This is a genomic window from Neobacillus sp. Fa239 (assembly GCF_055395235.1).
In genome coordinates, this window is sequence record NZ_AP041611.1 from 4,757,091 (window position 1) to 4,774,455 (window position 17,365).

The 17,365-nt window shown below is 40.4% G+C and carries 15 protein-coding genes; 4 read left to right on the forward strand and 11 right to left on the reverse strand.

Annotation, left to right across the window (positions count from 1 at the left end; genetic code table 11):
• Positions 1 to 64 precede the first annotated feature (64 nt).
• Together ACZ5XR_RS23620 and ACZ5XR_RS23625 are read right to left on the reverse strand one after the other, a co-directional pair.
• Positions 65 to 748 (reverse strand): response regulator transcription factor, encoded by a 684-nt coding sequence (locus ACZ5XR_RS23620; RefSeq protein WP_464498917.1) that lies wholly within the window; start codon positions 746 to 748, stop codon positions 65 to 67.
• Positions 749 to 820: 72 nt separating this feature from the next.
• On the reverse strand, positions 821 to 1,954 hold the full coding sequence (locus tag ACZ5XR_RS23625; RefSeq protein WP_464498918.1) for a sensor histidine kinase: 1,134 nt from the start codon (positions 1,952 to 1,954) through the stop codon (positions 821 to 823).
• A gap of 247 nt (positions 1,955 to 2,201) precedes the next feature.
• On the opposite strand from ACZ5XR_RS23625, the gene ACZ5XR_RS23630 reads away from it, so the two are divergent.
• Together ACZ5XR_RS23630 and ACZ5XR_RS23635 are read left to right on the forward strand one after the other, a co-directional pair.
• Positions 2,202 to 2,834 carry a YigZ family protein gene (locus ACZ5XR_RS23630; RefSeq protein WP_464498919.1) on the forward strand — a complete coding sequence of 211 codons (633 nt, stop codon included), beginning with the start codon at positions 2,202 to 2,204 and terminating at the stop codon, positions 2,832 to 2,834.
• A gap of 154 nt (positions 2,835 to 2,988) precedes the next feature.
• Positions 2,989 to 4,002 carry an LCP family protein gene (locus tag ACZ5XR_RS23635; protein ID WP_464498920.1) on the forward strand — a complete coding sequence of 338 codons (1,014 nt, stop codon included), beginning with the start codon at positions 2,989 to 2,991 and terminating at the stop codon, positions 4,000 to 4,002.
• Positions 4,003 to 4,067: 65 nt separating this feature from the next.
• Here the strand turns inward: ACZ5XR_RS23635 and ACZ5XR_RS23640 are convergent, their stop codons facing one another.
• From ACZ5XR_RS23640 to ACZ5XR_RS23650, 3 genes are all read right to left on the reverse strand, one after another.
• Positions 4,068 to 5,132 (reverse strand): MraY family glycosyltransferase, encoded by a 1,065-nt coding sequence (locus ACZ5XR_RS23640; protein ID WP_464498921.1) that lies wholly within the window; start codon positions 5,130 to 5,132, stop codon positions 4,068 to 4,070.
• A gap of 165 nt (positions 5,133 to 5,297) precedes the next feature.
• A complete protein-coding gene (locus tag ACZ5XR_RS23645; RefSeq protein WP_464498922.1) occupies positions 5,298 to 6,395 on the reverse strand; it encodes a glycosyltransferase family 4 protein in 1,098 nt (365 codons plus the stop codon).
• 112 nt (positions 6,396 to 6,507) lie between these two features.
• The gene (locus tag ACZ5XR_RS23650) at positions 6,508 to 7,233 is read right to left on the reverse strand and encodes a WecB/TagA/CpsF family glycosyltransferase (protein ID WP_464498923.1); all 726 of its coding nucleotides are present in this window, start codon (positions 7,231 to 7,233) and stop codon (positions 6,508 to 6,510) included.
• A 103-nt stretch (positions 7,234 to 7,336) separates the two neighbouring features.
• Between ACZ5XR_RS23650 and murJ the strand changes: the two genes are divergently transcribed.
• Both murJ and ACZ5XR_RS23660 read left to right on the forward strand, forming a co-directional pair.
• The gene (murJ, locus tag ACZ5XR_RS23655) at positions 7,337 to 8,845 is read left to right on the forward strand and encodes a murein biosynthesis integral membrane protein MurJ (protein WP_464498924.1); all 1,509 of its coding nucleotides are present in this window, start codon (positions 7,337 to 7,339) and stop codon (positions 8,843 to 8,845) included.
• A gap of 3 nt (positions 8,846 to 8,848) precedes the next feature.
• Complete coding sequence (locus ACZ5XR_RS23660) at positions 8,849 to 10,006, forward strand: glycosyltransferase (RefSeq protein ID WP_464498925.1); 1,158 nt, start codon at positions 8,849 to 8,851, stop codon at positions 10,004 to 10,006.
• Between the two features lie 508 nt (positions 10,007 to 10,514).
• On the opposite strand, the gene ACZ5XR_RS23665 is transcribed toward ACZ5XR_RS23660, so the two are convergent.
• From ACZ5XR_RS23665 to tagD, 6 genes are all read right to left on the reverse strand, one after another.
• Positions 10,515 to 12,602, reverse strand: coding sequence for an LTA synthase family protein (locus ACZ5XR_RS23665; protein ID WP_464498926.1), 2,088 nt, complete (start codon positions 12,600 to 12,602; stop codon positions 10,515 to 10,517).
• Between the two features lie 27 nt (positions 12,603 to 12,629).
• Positions 12,630 to 13,871, reverse strand: a complete 1,242-nt coding sequence (locus ACZ5XR_RS23670) for an O-antigen ligase family protein (RefSeq protein ID WP_464498927.1) — start codon at positions 13,869 to 13,871, stop codon at positions 12,630 to 12,632.
• Between the two features lie 132 nt (positions 13,872 to 14,003).
• The gene (gene tagH, locus ACZ5XR_RS23675) at positions 14,004 to 14,810 is read right to left on the reverse strand and encodes a teichoic acids export ABC transporter ATP-binding subunit TagH (protein ID WP_464498928.1); all 807 of its coding nucleotides are present in this window, start codon (positions 14,808 to 14,810) and stop codon (positions 14,004 to 14,006) included.
• Positions 14,811 to 14,828: 18 nt separating this feature from the next.
• The gene (locus ACZ5XR_RS23680; protein ID WP_464498929.1) at positions 14,829 to 15,635 is read right to left on the reverse strand and encodes an ABC transporter permease; all 807 of its coding nucleotides are present in this window, start codon (positions 15,633 to 15,635) and stop codon (positions 14,829 to 14,831) included.
• Positions 15,636 to 15,764: 129 nt separating this feature from the next.
• A complete protein-coding gene (locus tag ACZ5XR_RS23685; RefSeq protein ID WP_464498930.1) occupies positions 15,765 to 16,967 on the reverse strand; it encodes a CDP-glycerol glycerophosphotransferase family protein in 1,203 nt (400 codons plus the stop codon).
• On the reverse strand, positions 16,960 to 17,358 hold the full coding sequence (gene tagD, locus ACZ5XR_RS23690) for a glycerol-3-phosphate cytidylyltransferase (protein WP_464498931.1): 399 nt from the start codon (positions 17,356 to 17,358) through the stop codon (positions 16,960 to 16,962). The genes ACZ5XR_RS23685 and tagD overlap by 8 nt, the downstream gene beginning before the upstream one ends.
• Positions 17,359 to 17,365 lie beyond the last annotated feature (7 nt).

The following is a 17,365-nucleotide window of genomic DNA, read 5'->3' on the forward strand; positions in this document are numbered from 1 at the left end:
TTTATATGAAAACTGGTCATTTTGCATTAGAAAAAAAAGAACACGCCAAAGGCGTGCTATAAGATTATCGTACTTCCACCCAGCCATTCTTGATCGCGACGACAACTGCTTGTGTGCGGTCGTTTACGTTCATTTTTTGCAGGATGTTGCTGACATGATTTTTAACTGTTTTTTCACTGATAAACAAGGCTTCTCCGATACCGCGGTTACTCTTACCGTCAGCCAGCATTTGCAGGACCTCGCATTCGCGGCGGGTCAAGAGATGAAGCGGCCGGCGGATTTCAACCGTTTGAACGTATGTGCCGCCTGGTACTCGTCCAGCTGTTAAGCGGCGGTATTCTTTTACCAAGTTATGAGTAACCTTTGGATGTAAGTAGGACCCGCCTTCCGCTACAACGCGAACAGCATCGATAAGAGCATCTGCGTCCATTTCCTTCAATAAATAGCCCTGGGCACCTGTTTGCAGTGCGTGGGTTACATAATTTTCATCATCATGAATTGATAAAATAATCACTTTTGTATCAGGGTATTTTTCCACTAGCTCGCGCGTTGCTTCAACACCGTTTTTTTGCGGCATATTAATATCCATGATGACAACATCAGGATTGGACTCTTGTACAATTCTTAGGGCTTCAGAGCCGTCATCACCTTCGGCCACGACTTCAAATGTTTTTTCAAACTCAAGAATTCGCTTTACCCCTTCTCTAAATAATTGATGATCATCAATAATAGCAATTTTCGTCATCAATGTTCTCGCCTCCCTTAATCCTTCTAATTTCGATTCTTTTCTTCTCTCCAATTGGAGGTTCAACTTGTCTGGTTAGTCGGTTAATGGAACACGAATGAATACAGCGGTTCCTCTGCCAATCTTTGAATCAATGGTAATTTCACCATCCAGGAGATCGACACGCTCTTTCATACCTATTATACCAAAGGATTCTGGTTTTTTATTACTAATATCAAATCCAACTCCATTGTCCTTAATTAAAACGGTAATGGTAGAGTTTGTCATTTCCAACTTGACCTTTATTTCGCAGGCATTGGCATGCTTGAGTGCATTTTGCACAGACTCCTGAATCATTCGGAACAATGCTACCTCGTACTTAGTCGGAAGTCTGCGTTCCAGGCCTATATTCACAAAATCAATTTTTGAATGGTTATGATATTCTTCGATTGTTTGTAAATATTTTCTGAGGGTAGGAACTAGTCCTAAATCATCAAGCGCCATCGGACGAAGGTCATAAATGATGCGACGGACTTCATATAAAGCGGATCGAACCATTATTTTGAAGCCGCTAAGTTCTGAAAACGCCTCCTCTGGTCCTGCGTCCCGATATACTCGTTCAATAAGGTCCGAACGCATGATGACATTGGCAAGCATTTGGGCTGGCCCATCGTGAATTTCCCGCGACAAGCGCTTTCGTTCTTCTTCCTGGGCCTCAATAATTTTTAATCCAAAATCCTGCTTCGCCTTTGCATCCTCAAGGACCTCACCCATTTCGCTGGCCAAATAATTTTTGACGACGGAAATTTGCGAAATAAGATGATCAGCCCTATCAATCGTTTCATCCAATCCCATTAACCTGCGCTCAAGGTCATCCCGTTTATCCAGAAGCTGCTTTTTATACTGCCAGTTAATGGAGAGATCCATTTGCAGCTGATGGGCGATTTCATAGGCTTCCCTTACCTCTGCCTCAGAAAAGTTTTTAATGTTCGTGCTTACTTCTGTTAATCTTATTCTAGCTCTTCTAACCTGTTCTTCAAGTGAATCACCTTCGTCAATAAGCTTGACCACCATTTTTTTAATATTGTCCAATTCATTCGTCATTTGTTCGTAATCCTGCCGGCACTGCTCACCAATTTGAAAAATATCACTTTTGCTGCAGGTTACGGTTTCAATCATTTTTTCACGAATCTCATCAATGGTCTTCATATCAATCTTTTTTATTTTCATAGAAATTCGTCAAATCCTTTAATCATATTTTATTTATCAAATTATAAGGTGAATTTTAACTAATTTTATCATCCGATAATGATGCGTGGGTAAAAAGTAGTATAATAAGAGTAGTGTTTCTCATACCTTTTTCCTATAAAACATCAGTATATCGGGAATCTACTATATTATAGCATGCAAAGTTTACACACATGTTAAAGTTATATTACACTAATACGTATTCTTTTTAATGATAAGGAGGAAGCTTATGCTAACCCGCTACTTCACAGTGAAAGATTCCGGTGAACATGAAATCATTATACAAAAATCAAGATTTATCGCCCATATAAAAAGAGTGGAAACGGAAACCGCGGCCCAGGATTTTATTCAGACAATCAAGAAAATACATTGGAATGCGACTCATAATTGTTCAGCCTATTTGATTGGCGAACAAGACCAGATTCAAAAGGCCAATGATGACGGGGAACCAAGCGGTACAGCCGGCGTTCCCATTCTCGAGGTACTCAAGAAAAGAAAGTTAAAGGATTCTGTTGTCGTCGTCACCCGCTATTTTGGAGGCATTAAATTAGGGGCAGGCGGTCTGATTCGCGCGTACGGGAAAGCAGCTTCGGATGGTATCAATGCCGCTGGAGTGGTGGAACGAAAATTAATGAGCATTATGCATGTAACAGTTGAATATACTTGGCTTGGGAAAATTGAAAATGAATTGCGTTCTTCGGTTTACACCATCAAGGATATTCACTATCTGGACACCGTGGAATTCGAAGTATTTGTCGAAGAAGGTCAAAAAGAATCCTTTAGCAATTGGATGACAGAATTAACGAATGGGCAAGGAAAAATAAAAGAAGGTGAACAGGTATACCTTGAGGAGTCTGTATAAAAAGGACTCCTTTTATATTTTAAACCCCTTTTTCGTAAAATTTTCGTAAAATTTCAATTTACCAATCTCTTAAAATATAATAAAATTAAACTTGGTTTAAAGACTAGACTACAAAATTAGACAATTTTCTATAAAAGTGTAAAGGAGTGCATCTATGTCTGTAAATAGACAAGAAAAGTTCAATAAAAAGGGAAGAAAAAAACGAAAGAGGCTTTTGACCTGGTTGCTATTGCCCATTTTAGTTTTAGTATTGGGTGCATCGGCTTACGCAGCTTTTTTATACAATAAAGCAGAATCAGTCATGAACAAATCCTATAAACCAGTCGTAAGAACTACGAAAATCGTCAATAAAAATACTTCACCTGATAATACTTCGATTCTATTTATCGGGGTAGATGACAGCACAAAACGCAAGGAGGGCAATCCCCGTTCCGATGCGTTAATGGTGGCAACCTTCAATAAAAAGAATCATTCTGTCAAATTGTTAAGCATTCCGCGTGATTCTTACGTTTACATTCCTGGAAAAAATATTTATACAAAAATCACCCATGCCCATGCCTATGGTGGTGTGAGTCTTACCCTTGATACAGTGGAAGAATTGCTAAATATTCCGATCGATAATTATGTAAAAATGAACTTTAATGCGTTTATGGATGTCATCAATGCTCTTGGCGGTGTGGATGTTAATGTACCTTACACGTTCTCTGAACAGGATTCACACGATCATAAGGGAGCGATTACAATCCAAAAAGGAATGCAGCACTTAAACGGTGAACAAGCGCTTGCTTTTGCCCGTACCCGCCATTATGACAGTGATATTTATCGTGGCGGACGCCAGCAGGAAATTGTAAAAGCGATCCTTTCGAAAGCAACATCTGTCAAATCCATCGCGAGCTATTCCAATGTCATAGAAGCTATTGGTAAAAACATGACAACCGATTTAACCTTTGATAAAATGACTTCCTTTTTAAGCTATTTACAAGCAGGGACCAGTTTAAAAACGGAATCCATGACCATTAAAGGATCCGATTCCTATATCAATGGCATTTATTATTACCAATTGGACAAAACTTCATTAGATGCAACGAAACAAATTTTAAAAGAGCAGCTTGGAATTAAAACCAGCACATCAAACGATCCGACATCAAATGATACAGCAAATAACTAAAAAACTCGGCGTTTAGCGCCGAGTTTTTTTCATTGCTCTCTTCTTAAGGAAAAAAGGACCTTCAATTAAAGGTCCTTTTTTGTATCTGCTTCTTTTAATACCTGGACGATCCTGAGGAGCGGCCGGTAATTTTTATTAATCAAACCAATGCTTTCGACGAATAGTTCAATTCCCAGCAGGATAACCGCGAGAATAATGAACGATCCCCATACGGTTGACATGGTAAAAATAAACGCCATTAGACCAAACATCGCACTCATCGAATAAATCAATAAAACCGTTTGTTTATGAGTAAAACCAAGCTTGAGCAGGCAATGGTGTAAATGTGATTTATCTGGTGCTGATAAAGGGTTCTTATTATAAAGACGGCGGACTATTGCAAACACGGTATCTGAAATCGGCACGCCTAAAATAATAATCGGTACTACAAACGAGATAATCGCTACATTTTTAAATCCTAATAAGGACAGTACGGAAATCATATAGCCCAGGAATAACGCACCCGTATCGCCCATGAAAATTTTTGCAGGGTGGAAATTGAAAACGAGAAAGCCTAATGTGCTGGCTAACAGAAGCGCTCCCATTACAATCACATAACCGTTCCCCATTACGATCGCCATAGCTGAAATGGTAATCAATGCAATCGATGAAACACCTGCCGCTAAACCATCCAATCCATCAATAAGATTAATGGCATTCGTAACGCCGACAATCCACAAAATCGTAATCGGTGTGCTAAGCACGCCAAACTGAATCAATCCGCCGAACGGTAAGTTGATAAAATCAACCTGAACCCCGCCCCATAATACGACAATTACGGCTGCAACAATTTGCAGTACCAACTTTATTTTAGCGGATAATTCATAGAGATCGTCCAAGACACCCGTTGCGACGATGATTAAACTGCCGACCACAATGGCAGCATGGTAAGGACTGTCAGGATGTAAAAGCAGCAATCCCAAAATAAAACTGATATATATCGCTATACCGCCTAAACGCGGCATAATCTTCTGATGAACTTTTCGTTGATTCGGATTATCCGTTGCTCCGACTTTAAATGCCAATTTTTTTATCATTGGAGTTAGAAGAATGGAGCATAAAAAACATAATAAAAAGGTCAAAAATAGCATAAAGACCCTCCTTATGAATATAATGCCCCTTTGTAAAATAAAGACTCAAGGCATATTTTTCTAAGTACGCTAGTACAACGAGTTTATTATAGCACAAAGATTTGAATTTGGGCTAAAGAAATCTTATTGTAAAAAATATGTCATTAAAACAAGAATAATCCTGAACTAAACGAGATTTTTGTAGGTATTTAGGACGCTTTCGCGAAAATGGTCGAGAGTGAAATAGGTGGAGGCCCGATTATACAAATTTAACCCAATTTCCTTTAAGATTCCCAACTCCCTGTATTCCATCGCTTCTTTAATGGCTTCCTGAAGTGCCTTTTTATCGTCAACAGGCACAATCCAGCCATATTCGCCGGATGGAATCAAGTCGCGGACACCGCCCACATCTGAAGTGATGACCGGCTTTTTTGCCCGGGCCGCTTCCAGTAGAACAAGCGGAAAGCTTTCGCTAAGGGAAGCCAGCAATTTCAAGTCGGCAATTTGGTATAATGCATCCACATCCTGACGATGGCCTAAGAAAACAACCTTATCCCCAATCCCCAAATGGGATACCTGCTGTTTTAATTCCTTCTCCAAATCACCCGAACCAACGACCAGTAATTTAACCCCAGGCAATTCTTTGACGACCGAAAACACGAGTGAATGACCTTTTACCGGGCATAATCTTGCCACCATAATCAATAGAAAGTCATTGTCATTGACGTTAAATTCTTGTCTGGAAAGCGAGAAGCCCTCACACGGTCTTTCAAAATCAATCCCATTATAGATCCAAGTAATTTTTCCTTCCTCAATACCTTCAGAGACGAGCAGGTTCTTAAACCGCTTGGAAATGGCCAGGCAGTGATCCGGTTTCTTTAATGCCCAAAGATGGAGAGTGGTTAAAAAAGCTCCGGATATGCCTTTACCGAGAAAGTCATGGTGCGGATTACTGTGAACCGTCGTAATCCATTTTAAATTCCGCCGCTTTTTTTTAATAAAACAGCCAAAGAAATTAGCTCTCGGTCCGTGTGTGTGGATAATTTTTATATTTTCTCCGTCGACAAGCATTAAAATTCTCTTAATCATCTTAAAATCCAACTTGGATTTTTGATTAAACAGAACGACCTTAATGCCCCTTTCCAGCGCCTTTTCATACATTAGTCCTTTTTCAAATAATCCTAAAATGATATCTGTCCCTTTGAAGTTATGTAAAAGGTCAAGAATATGAACCATTCCACCTCCAGTTTCAACACCGGCATTTAAATGAAGAACCTTCATCATAATCACCCTTTGGTTCAATAAAATAGATGACTCATTTCATTAAAATATTACACATCTATTTATGTTTATCTCCATATAACAGGGTTTTCATGTAAGTAATTTAAAAAGGCCATCATTTCGATGACCTTTTTTTCATAACTTGAATTAAAAATTTTGGCAGTGCGAGCATACGTCCGAAGCGGGAGGGCTGCTTCATTAACCGGTAAAACCATTCCAGATTCATTTTTTGCCATACCTCCGGGGCCCGCTTAACCTCACCAGCCAACACATCAATACTCCCGCCGACACCGATGAAGATTCCCTTTGAAAAATGATCAATGTTCTCGGAAATCCATTTTTCCTGCCTCGGAAATCCTAAACACACAAAAATCAGGTCCGGTCTGACCGATTGGATTTCCTTTCGAATTGCATTTTCTTCCCAGTTAAAAAATCCGTTGTGCGAGCCCACCAGCTGCGCATGAGGAAATTGCCCGCGGATCGTTGCAGCCGCTTTCTGATTTGTTTCCTCCTGTCCGCCTAAAAGATAAATCCGCCACTGGCGTTCATTGGCAAGCTTAAGGAGCTGCATCATCAAATCGTATCCAGTGACCCGCTCCTGAAGTGGATTATCTAAAAGCTTCGCTGCAAGAATGATTCCAGAACCATCGGGAACAACGAAATCAGCGGATTGGACAATTTTTTTGTACTCGGGATTTTCCCTTGTATACATGACAATTTCGGGGTTTGCCGTAACAACGAAGGTTTTGTCATTTTTCTCAATTCGTTCCGTTAGAAGACCCACGACCTCTGAAAAGCCTTTATTTAAAAAATTGATTCCTAAAATATCTACATAATTCATATTGAATGCCTCTTTACTTTTTATTGGAGGAATTTGTTTGCTTAATGATGTCCGGAATTGACCATAATGAATATGATGCCTCCGAAATGAAGACGGTGACTGTATGAAATTGATTAAATCTGTTGGAATTATAACGTTAATTGCGATTGTCAGCAAGCTATTAGGGTTTGGTCGCGATCTGTTAATGGCCGCCTATTTCGGGGCCTCCACCGTCACGGATGCGTTTTTCGTTGCTTCCATTATTCCGGTCTTAATGTTTACCGCTGTTGGAATGGCCATTACGACCGGCATGGCACCGCTATATGCCGAAGCAAAAGGGAAAAATGAATCAATCAGCGTCCTGGCTACGATGTTTACTCTGCTCTCTGTTGTGCTGACCATCCTTTTTTATTTCTTGACACCGTTGATTACAAAAATCATGGCGCCTGGATTTACCGAAGAGGAAAGTCACTTAACCAATCAATTAACGATGATTATGCTGCCGAGTTTTTGCTTTTTTGTCCTATCGGCGATTATGACTGGCATTCTGGAATACGAAAAAGTTTTCGCCCCGCCGGCCTTCGTCGCCATTCCGCAAAATTTATTGGTCATTCTCGCCATTATTTTTTTTACCAATGAATATGGCATTTACGGAATTGCCGTTGCAACACTGCTTGGGGCGATCAGCCAGTTTTTCCTGCAATACCCGTTTATAAAAAAATATCAAGTCCTTCGTATCCATTTTGCTTTTAAAAAGTACAAAAAGCAACTGGTCGATACGCTGAAAATGTTTTCGCCGATTATGATTGCTTCTGTCGCCTATCAAGTCAATGCCGTTGTCGACCGGATGGTGGCCTCCCGCCTTCCGGAAGGCAGTGTTTCATCGTTAAACTACGCCAACAAATTGATGTACCTGCCGCTGAGTATTCTGTTACTGTCCTTGATCACGGTCATCTTTCCTTCGGTCGTGGATGCAGCGGTGATTAAGGGGGCCGAGTTTGTAAGACTGGTTTTTAAAGGCTTAAGCATGATCAGTTTTGCTGCGATTCCCATCCTTGTCGTCATGCTTGTCGAGAGTCAGCTATTAGTTGCCCTGGCCTTTAAACGCGGCGCTTTTGACGAAACGGCGGCACAGATGACGGCACATGCCTTTTTCTTTTATTCCATTGGAATGGTATTTATTGCGTTGAAGGAGTATTTAAACCGCTGTTTTGTCGCATTGAAGGAAACGAAACCGACGATGACGAGCAGTGTTCTTGCGGTGGCTGTAAATATTGTTTTAAGCATTTTTTTATCCCGCTATATGGGGGTCGGGGGTATTGCTCTCGCTGCCTCAGTTGCGATGGCCCTTCAAACAGCTTTATTGTTCTATCGGCTTCCAGCAGCTGTAATGATTGAAAAAGCAGAACTGGTTGCTTTTTCAAAAGCTTTCGCCAAGCTGCTCTGCCTATTTTTCATTGTCTATGCTCTATCACAATTAATCGCGATTATTTTACCAGCTTCCAATTCGTTTCTGCATTTGATGATTTTATCTGCTGTGACGTTAGGGCTATTCGCTGCCGGTTCCATTATTTTTAAATGTCAGGAAGTAGTTGAACTTAGGAAGATGATTAAATTGAGAAGGAAGGATTAAACCATGCCGCAACATCAGAAGAAAGTTATGGTTGCCATTTCGGCAGGTGTTTGGGATGGAGCCCAGCACCGCCCCCACCATTTTATGAAGCGGGCTGCCGGCGACGGCCGAACGGTTGTTTATGTCGAACCTCCGGTGACCCTGATTGCTCCGTTGAAAAATAAACAGCTGTTAAAAAGCTGGAAGAGATGGTACAACGGTCTGCAGCAGCATGATGAAAATTTATTTGTGTTAAGCCCGCCGCCGGTGCTTCCTTTTGGCAATAAATATCGATTGGTGAATAAAATCAATCAGTGGATTATCTCGATTCCGATTAAAAAAGCATCGCGTCAATTTGACGGTGAGCTGGAATTATATTCATTTTTACCAAGCTCAGTGGATTTATTAGGTAAAATGAATTTTCAATCGGTTTATTATGATTGTGTGGATGACCATGCATCGTTCACCGGCTTCATTAAGCCCAAGCTTGTAAAAGAGCTTGAAAAGGAATTAATGGGCGTTTCGCATGTTTGTTTTGCAACCGCAAGAAAGCTGCTGGAGGACCGGTCCGAGTGGAGCAGTAATCTGCACCTTGTTCCAAACGGAGCGGAATATGAGCATTTTTCCAAGGTTCAGGAGGAAACCCTGCTAACCCCATGGGACATTGACGAAATTCCCAAACCGATTGTCGGGTTTATCGGCGGAATCAGCGATTGGATTGATCTTAAGTTAATTGAAGAAGCCGCCCGTGCGCTGCCCTCCTATTCCTTCGTGATGATCGGGCCGATTGATACCAATATCAGCAATCTTCGCGGCTTGGAAAATGTCTATTTTCTCGGTTCAAAGCCCTATAAGCGTTTGCCCAACTACATTCAAGAGTTTGATATTTGTTTGATTCCTTTTAAAATAAATGAACTGACGAAAAGTGTGAATCCAATTAAGATGTATGAGTATTTATCTGCCGGTAAACCAGTCATTTCAACCGCACTGCCTGAGGTCGAGCCCTATCAGGATGTAATCGAGATTATTCATTCCGGACCGGAAATGATTGAAAAGTTAGTTTGGATGATGGAATCGAAGGAGGACGTCCATTCAGCTGAATGGGTAAGCCTAAGGCAGCGTGTGGGCGAGGAAAATTCATGGGATGCCCGTTGGGAGAAGGTTGCCGGGTTGTTGAGGTAATGTTATTGTGGCTACAAACGGCGGATTTTTAGCTTATGAATTAGGTACTTTTTAGCGGGTTTGCGGAATTATTCCTGAAACGCGCGGGATTTTCTGGGAGGTCCGCGGGATTCCTCTCCGAACCCGCGGAATCTCTTTGTCCTCGCTGCAAAGATCATGGCTGCAGACTGGTTTTTACCTTTTAAATTAGGTAACTTTTTGCAGGTTCGCGGAATTATTCCTGAAACGCGCGGAATTATCTGGGATGTCCGCGGAATTCTGACCCGAACCCGCGGAATCCTAACCCAAACTCGCGGAATTCCGGTCAAAACCCGCGGAATCTCTTTGTCCTCGCTGCAAAGATCATGGCTGCAGACTGGTTTTTACCTTTTAAATTAGGTAACTTTTTGCGGGTTCGCGGAATTATTCCTGAAACGCGCGGAATTATCTGGGAGGTCCGCGGAATTCCAACCCAAACCCGCGGAATCCCAACCCAAACTCGCGGAATTCCAACAACCCCACACCCTTCCTAATCCCTCACCATCACCTGATTACTTTTCGCCAATAAGGTCCCCTTATTATCATAGATTCGCAATTGAATGGAGGAGGGCACTACTCCTTTTGGCGCATAAGCATAGATTAAATTTTCATTCATAAAGATGGAGGAAGTCTGTTTGCCATTGATAAAGACCTGGCAGCTTGTCGTGAAATGAGTTCCTTTTAAGAAAAACGAACGTTTTCCATTATGAGTACTTTTTTCAACAGATTTAATATGCGGGTCCGCCGCACCCAACCGATAACGGGGGCTTGGTTTAATATTTATACCTGCAACTTTCTTTAAACCATAGCCCTTTCCTTGCAATAAATCATATTGAAGTTGTTTATAGGTTTTAATCTCCTTCGAAGATAGCGAAGAATATTTCAAATAATCCTGTCTTGGAAAAACGGACTTCCCTTCCTTCATTTGCTTATTTAAAAAGTCAGTCAAATAATAGCCCTGCTGCCCGGCGCGATCGAGTACGTATGGGCCGATAAAGGAGCTGCTGAGCGCAAGCTTTTCCCGCTTCAGACCAAAATTATTCCAGACCAGAATTGGCGTACTGTACATTTTTTGATAGTTAGGATAGGTTTGGTCATCATGAAAATAGCCGGCTTCCCGATAAACCTGATAATTTTCGCCTAATAACGGAAGGTGGTCGCCGAAATAGACCACGATTGATTTCTCCTTTGATTTTTCCAGATTGGCGATGAGCCGGCCAAGCTCCTTATCGATTTGCACCAAATTATCCGCATAGAATTCTGTTATCTTTCTCCCGCTCTGAGTCAGGCCACTTCCTTCAGCCTTCATCGACGCATAAAACTTTTTCCTATCCGCAGGATACGGACCGTGGTTCTGCATCGTCACGGCAAAAATAAAGTCGGGAGCTTGACTGGCCTTCAGTTGCTTGAGAATTTCATCGGTCAGTTCCTGATCGCGGTAATACATCATATCCTTCACCGGACTCGGAAAAAATTCGAGGCTGATGAACCGGTCAAAACCCAGCAAACGGTATTTCACATGCCGGTCATAGAACCAATTATGATATAGATGAATTGCCGAGGTCTCGTACCCTTGCGATCTCAATAAATTCGGCAGCGCCGGCACTGGCTTCTTCAGATAACTTTTATACGGAATGCTTCCGGGCGGGAGGAATTGATTGGTCATCCCTGTTAACACTTCAAATTCCGTATTAGAGGTGGAGCCGCCATAGACCGGTGTCAACACGGTTCCTGAGGTAAATCCGGCAGCCAGCTTATGAAAAATCGGCAGCGGGTCCTTATTAAAATGAACTTTTTTCATAACAGTAGGATCCCAAAAGGCCTCACTCATCACGATGATAATATTGGGCTTCATGGTACCGGCTGCTTTTTTACCCTCCAGCTTCCCGGTCAAAGCCGTCATCTTTTCCGGCGTATAATGCTCCGGTTCTTCGGCAGATACGGTAGAGGTATTTCGCAAAAAGCTTAATAGAACTCCGTTTTCGGTATAATTCAACTTTTGATTATAGAAATGAATTTGGACAGAAAAGACTTTTTTAAGCGCACTTTCTTTTAAAAAGATATCCTGATAAACAAACCCGGTTAAAAGAATAACGGCAATCGTTGAAGACAAATAAAAAAACCTTGTTCCAGTATGGTTCTTTATTTTGAGAAAAAGAAAGAGAAGCAATCCGCCAAAGAAAAGAGCCGCCATTAAAAGTTCCAGCACAGTCCCATTCGATAACGCAGAAAAATAGTGGAGCATGTTTTTCGCTTCCCCCAGCATTTTTAAATCAGTTGGCAGGAGCGGGTCTCCTCTCAATCTCTCTTTCGTAAAACTGGCAAAGGAGAGGAAGCTGAAGCACAGGATCGACAGAATGGCCGCGAGGAAAAAGCCTTTATAATTAAAGAGAAGGAGGCTTTGGAAAAATAAAAACAGCAAAAAAAATAAATAAATCGAACTTGCCGGGTATTCTTTAATCCAGTAAAAAAACGGAGCAGCACCTCCTCGATAAATCCCTTCCATGAGGACTACGGCAGCCCCGGCAAAAATGGCAGAAAACAAAAATTGAAAAAACAGGACTCTTACTTTCGGCACTGTTATCCCACTTTCCAAAAGTTTTCCTTAGTATGTCTCGATTTCCTTATAATAAGCCATCAATACTGCCAAATAGATACTTACTCCCGGGGCTGTTAAGACATGGCCCGCCGTATAGGAAATCCCCAACCCCAGCAGGATGCCGCTGGCAATAAGGACATTGGGCAGCGTCAAACTCGAAGAGATATTTTTGAAGACCAGAAAAACTGCTCGTAAAAGAAAGAACAGAAACGGCAAAAAATAAACAACAGTTCCTAAGATTCCAAAAGAAAAAAAGACATCATAAAAATCCATTTCCACCATCTTGGCGGACTTTTGATAGTTTCCTCCATAACCCATACCAAAGAGTTTTTGGCTAAGCGGTGCCTCCTGAAAGTAATGCCGCTGGACCGCAAGAAATTTTTCTCTGCCGCTGTAAACCAGATTTTCCATCTGCTCCTCGGTTACTGGCGCAGTCTCCGTAGATGTTTTCTGATTTAAACCAAGCCAGGACAAATGCATATTCATATTTTTTGCCAGCGGAGAGAACGGAAAATAGCAGAAAGTTCCTACCAGAATGACCGCTAGCAGAAGCGAATGCAGCCATTTTCGCTCTTTTACAATCACCATCGTCAATGCAATGAAAAGGACAATGACCATCGCACCAAAGCCCACTTTTGTTCCTAAGGCGAATAATGAATAAATCAGAAATATAACCGAAATCCATAGCCATTTAGATTTTTTCACGGCAGAAAGAACGACGACGGGAAAACCCATGGCCAAAATCGCTCCGATTTCGTTGCCGGCATAAAACCAGCCGACATTCCCCTCCTTTCCTCCTTGATAGCTGTTAAAGGCTGTGCCGGTCATCCCTGATAAAACCATCACCAAGCCAATCAATGTCATTGCGATCACAAGATTCTTTACTAACCTCTCCTTACCATCCGTCCGTAAAACAACAAAATAAAATAGCAGTGCCACGACAAAGTACAATAACTTTAAAATATATTTCACTTCAGAAATGGGATGGAAGACAGGTTTAAAGGTGTGATTCACGAACAGATGGATCACAACGAATAAAGCCAAGATACCAAGGTAAAATCTGGCCATACGATATGTAAACATCAGATAGACACCCATAAACAGCAGGAAGGAAAACCGAACAATGAGGCCAATCGTCAGGTCCCTGTTAAACAGGTGGAGGGATAAGGATGTAAAGAGGTCTAGGATTGGTTGAAGAATGATGTAGACCATGGCGACATGGAACCATTTTTGGGATACTTTTTCCACAGTTTTCAATTCCTTTCCTAAGCCAAAAGGAAATTAATTTCTATAACCATAGGTTGCACAAACCACATAAAAAAACACCCGTTACCAAGGTAAAAAGTGTCAACATTTTACCATGGTAACAGGTGCTTTTTTCTATTTTGCCGAACTTAAAATCAGACGGCCCTGCCTTAGCAACGCATTTTCCCTAAAGCGCTGCTGTTCTTCTTTAGACATCGCTTTATATTCTTTTAAGAATTTTTCGTATTGCGGAACCACTTCTTCAGTTGGGCCAAATGCTCGGATTTGACCGTATTCCAGCCAAAGGGCTTTCTGACAAAATTCTTTAATTTGTCCAATCGCATGACTGACAAAAAAGATGGTCTTCCCGCTTTCCTTAAAGCTCTCCATTTTTTGTCTGGATTTTTCAGCAAAAGCTTGGTCACCAACAGATAAAGCCTCGTCAATGATAAGAATATCTGGATCAACCGTTACCGATATCGCAAAGCCCAGTCGTGATTTCATCCCGCTTGAGTAGGTCTTGACAGGCTGATCAATAAATCTGCTCAGTTCGGAAAAATCGATAATTTCTGGCTCCAATTCACGAATTTCCTTCTTACTGAAGCCAAGCATCAAACATTTCAATTCGATATTCTCTCGGCCGGTCAAATTATTGTTCAATCCTGAAGCAATTGCAATCAAAGAAGTTTGACCAATGGTTTCGACAGATCCATTTGTAGGCGGAACCACTCCGGCAATAATATTGGAAAGTGTGGATTTACCGGAACCATTCACACCAATGAGACCAATAACATCGCCTTTTTCTGCAGTAAAGCTGATATTCTGTAAAGCAAAAAAATCTTCGCCATATCCACCAGGCAAAATAATATCTAAAAGCTTATCAGACGTTCGTTTATACATTTTATAATTCTTCGATACATTTTCAACAGTAACAGTTTTCATGATTAAATCACTTCCACTTTATAAGTAATCGACAAATTGGTTCCTGAATTTCAAGTGAAGGATGGATCCAATAAATAATAAGACGAGGACAACTCCCCAAAAATAGAGTGAATACCTCGAATGTACAATGAAGTACCATGAGTGTCCAAGTAAGGCGGCACGATACCCCTCGGTAATGTAATAAAGAGGGTTTATCTTCATAAGATTATGAATAACCGACTGTAATTTTTCAGGTGTCCATAAAATCGGTGTTAAATACAGCAGCATTCTGACAATTGCCTGTACAATCATTTGTACATCCCGCACAATAACGGAAAGGGTTGAAGTAATTAATGATACTGCGACCACTAACATGATCGTTGCAAACATAAAGTAAGGGATTTGCAAATAATAAATCGTGATCGGATATCCGGTGAATTGAAATATACCAATGATGATTGCAAGCAATAGTAAATGCTGATAAAACTTCGAAATAATCACATAAGTAGGAATAACGCTCATCGGAAAACTCATTTTAGCAATAAGGGATATCCTTGTATAAATCGACTTTGACGCTTCCATAAAGGCAGGACTTACAAAAAACCAGACCGAAATTCCTGCAAGCAGCCAATAAAAATAGGGGACGCCGTTAACGGATCTGCCGTTACGGATTCCGTAGCCAAAGACAAACCAATAAATCCCGATTTGTATCATCGGATTAATGACTTCCCAAAGCATGCCCAAGTAATGGCTGTTATTTGCACTTTTTAATTCGAAAAGGGATAATCTGCGTATCAGATAAAAACTGTTTATTTGTTCCCTTATGACCGTAAACATTGAATTCATGTTATGGATCTCCTTAACAATATAATAACAAAAACTCTTTCGAAGCGCGGTGCCTCGAAGCACCAAATCAGTGTATCATAAATCAAATAAAATTTCTATTCATTCCTATTTTAACAGGATCTAATCAATTTATAATGCCCTCTGTTGTGTTAACATTCCCATTCTTTCTTCCTTAAATAGATAATCAACTAAATTTTCACTTGATTTCCCTGTGGAATATTTATTCCATCTCTTTGAAAATTCCTTTATTTTTTCCAAATCAAATTTATTTTCTAAAATAATGTTGATAATATCTTCTGTATGATAAACGACTGGACCAGGGACCATTTCACTGAAGTCATCCCAAAGTCCCCTTTCCTTCTTGTATTGCATTAAATCATAAGCAAAGAATATCATTGGCTTTTTCAATAAAGAAAATTCGTATGGAATGGAGGAATAGTCCGATATCAGAATATCTGTAATAAGTAAGAGTTCATTAATATTAACCTTCGGTGAGGAATAATCATAAACAAAACCTGGATACATTTTATCGTAATCTGTTGTATTTTTGACTGCAGGATGTAATCTCAGCAGAACAATATAATCGTCATTCAGTTTTTGGTACATGCTATCGATATCCAGATTCAGTTTAAATTGATCCAATTCACCGTCGCGGAAGGTTGGCGCATACAAAATAACCTTTTTATCTTTAATGTTTTCATTTTCGCTGATTAATTGTAAAATGATATCATTTCTCAGTTTATCGTCATAAAAAAAATCACTGCGGGGAATCCCCGTTCTTAAGATATTTTGATCGTCCAAGTTAAAGGCATTTTTAAAAATGGCGGCCATGGCGTCTGAACCGACAATCACTTTATGGAAATTTTTATAGACACGTAAAAACCTGTCATTGGCCCTTTTGCTTCGAGTACCTATGGATAGGTCCTCTAAACCAAATTTCTTGATGGCACCAGCTGCATGCCACAATTGAATACATTCAACACCTTGCTTAAAATTTGTTACGGCTAAAAATCCAAAATAATTATCAATGATTACATATTTAGAGGTAGCTAAATGATAAATGGATTTGAAAGTATCGATTACATTGAGCGATTCAATAGATAATAGTTTGATATTCCTGTAGCTGAGAAAATGCTGCTTAGACAATCCCTTGCACAAAAATACGGTATCAATATCAATCTTTTGCCTGCACATTTCGTGATAGACATATTTGCTGTTGTCCCCGAATGAAACTACAAAAGTAACCTTATTTTTTAAAGGGAGCAAATTGCACAGGTCAAATATGCATTTAAACAGAATCAGATAAATAGATATAATGACTTCTCTAACCATTGTTCACACTATGCAAGTCCGACTTTATTTTGGATGTGGAGATACCGCTTGTACGAGGCAGATAAACCACGTTACAATACTCCTTCAGGAAATCAAATTTGCCCTTCCAGTCATCACCCATTACGAATGTATCAATACCGTGTTCTGTTACATCCAATATTTTTTGTTCCCAGCTGTATTCTGGAATCACTAAATCCACATAACTAATCGACTCGAGAATTAGTTTTCGGTCTTCATAATTGTGGTAGGCTTCTTTATGTTTTTCTATATTAAATTGATCGGTCGATAAACCCACAATAAGAAAATCCCCTAATTCTTTTGCTCTTTTTAAAATGTTTATGTGGCCAACGTGCAATAAATCAAACGTTCCATAAGTTAATACTTTTTTCAAAACGAGC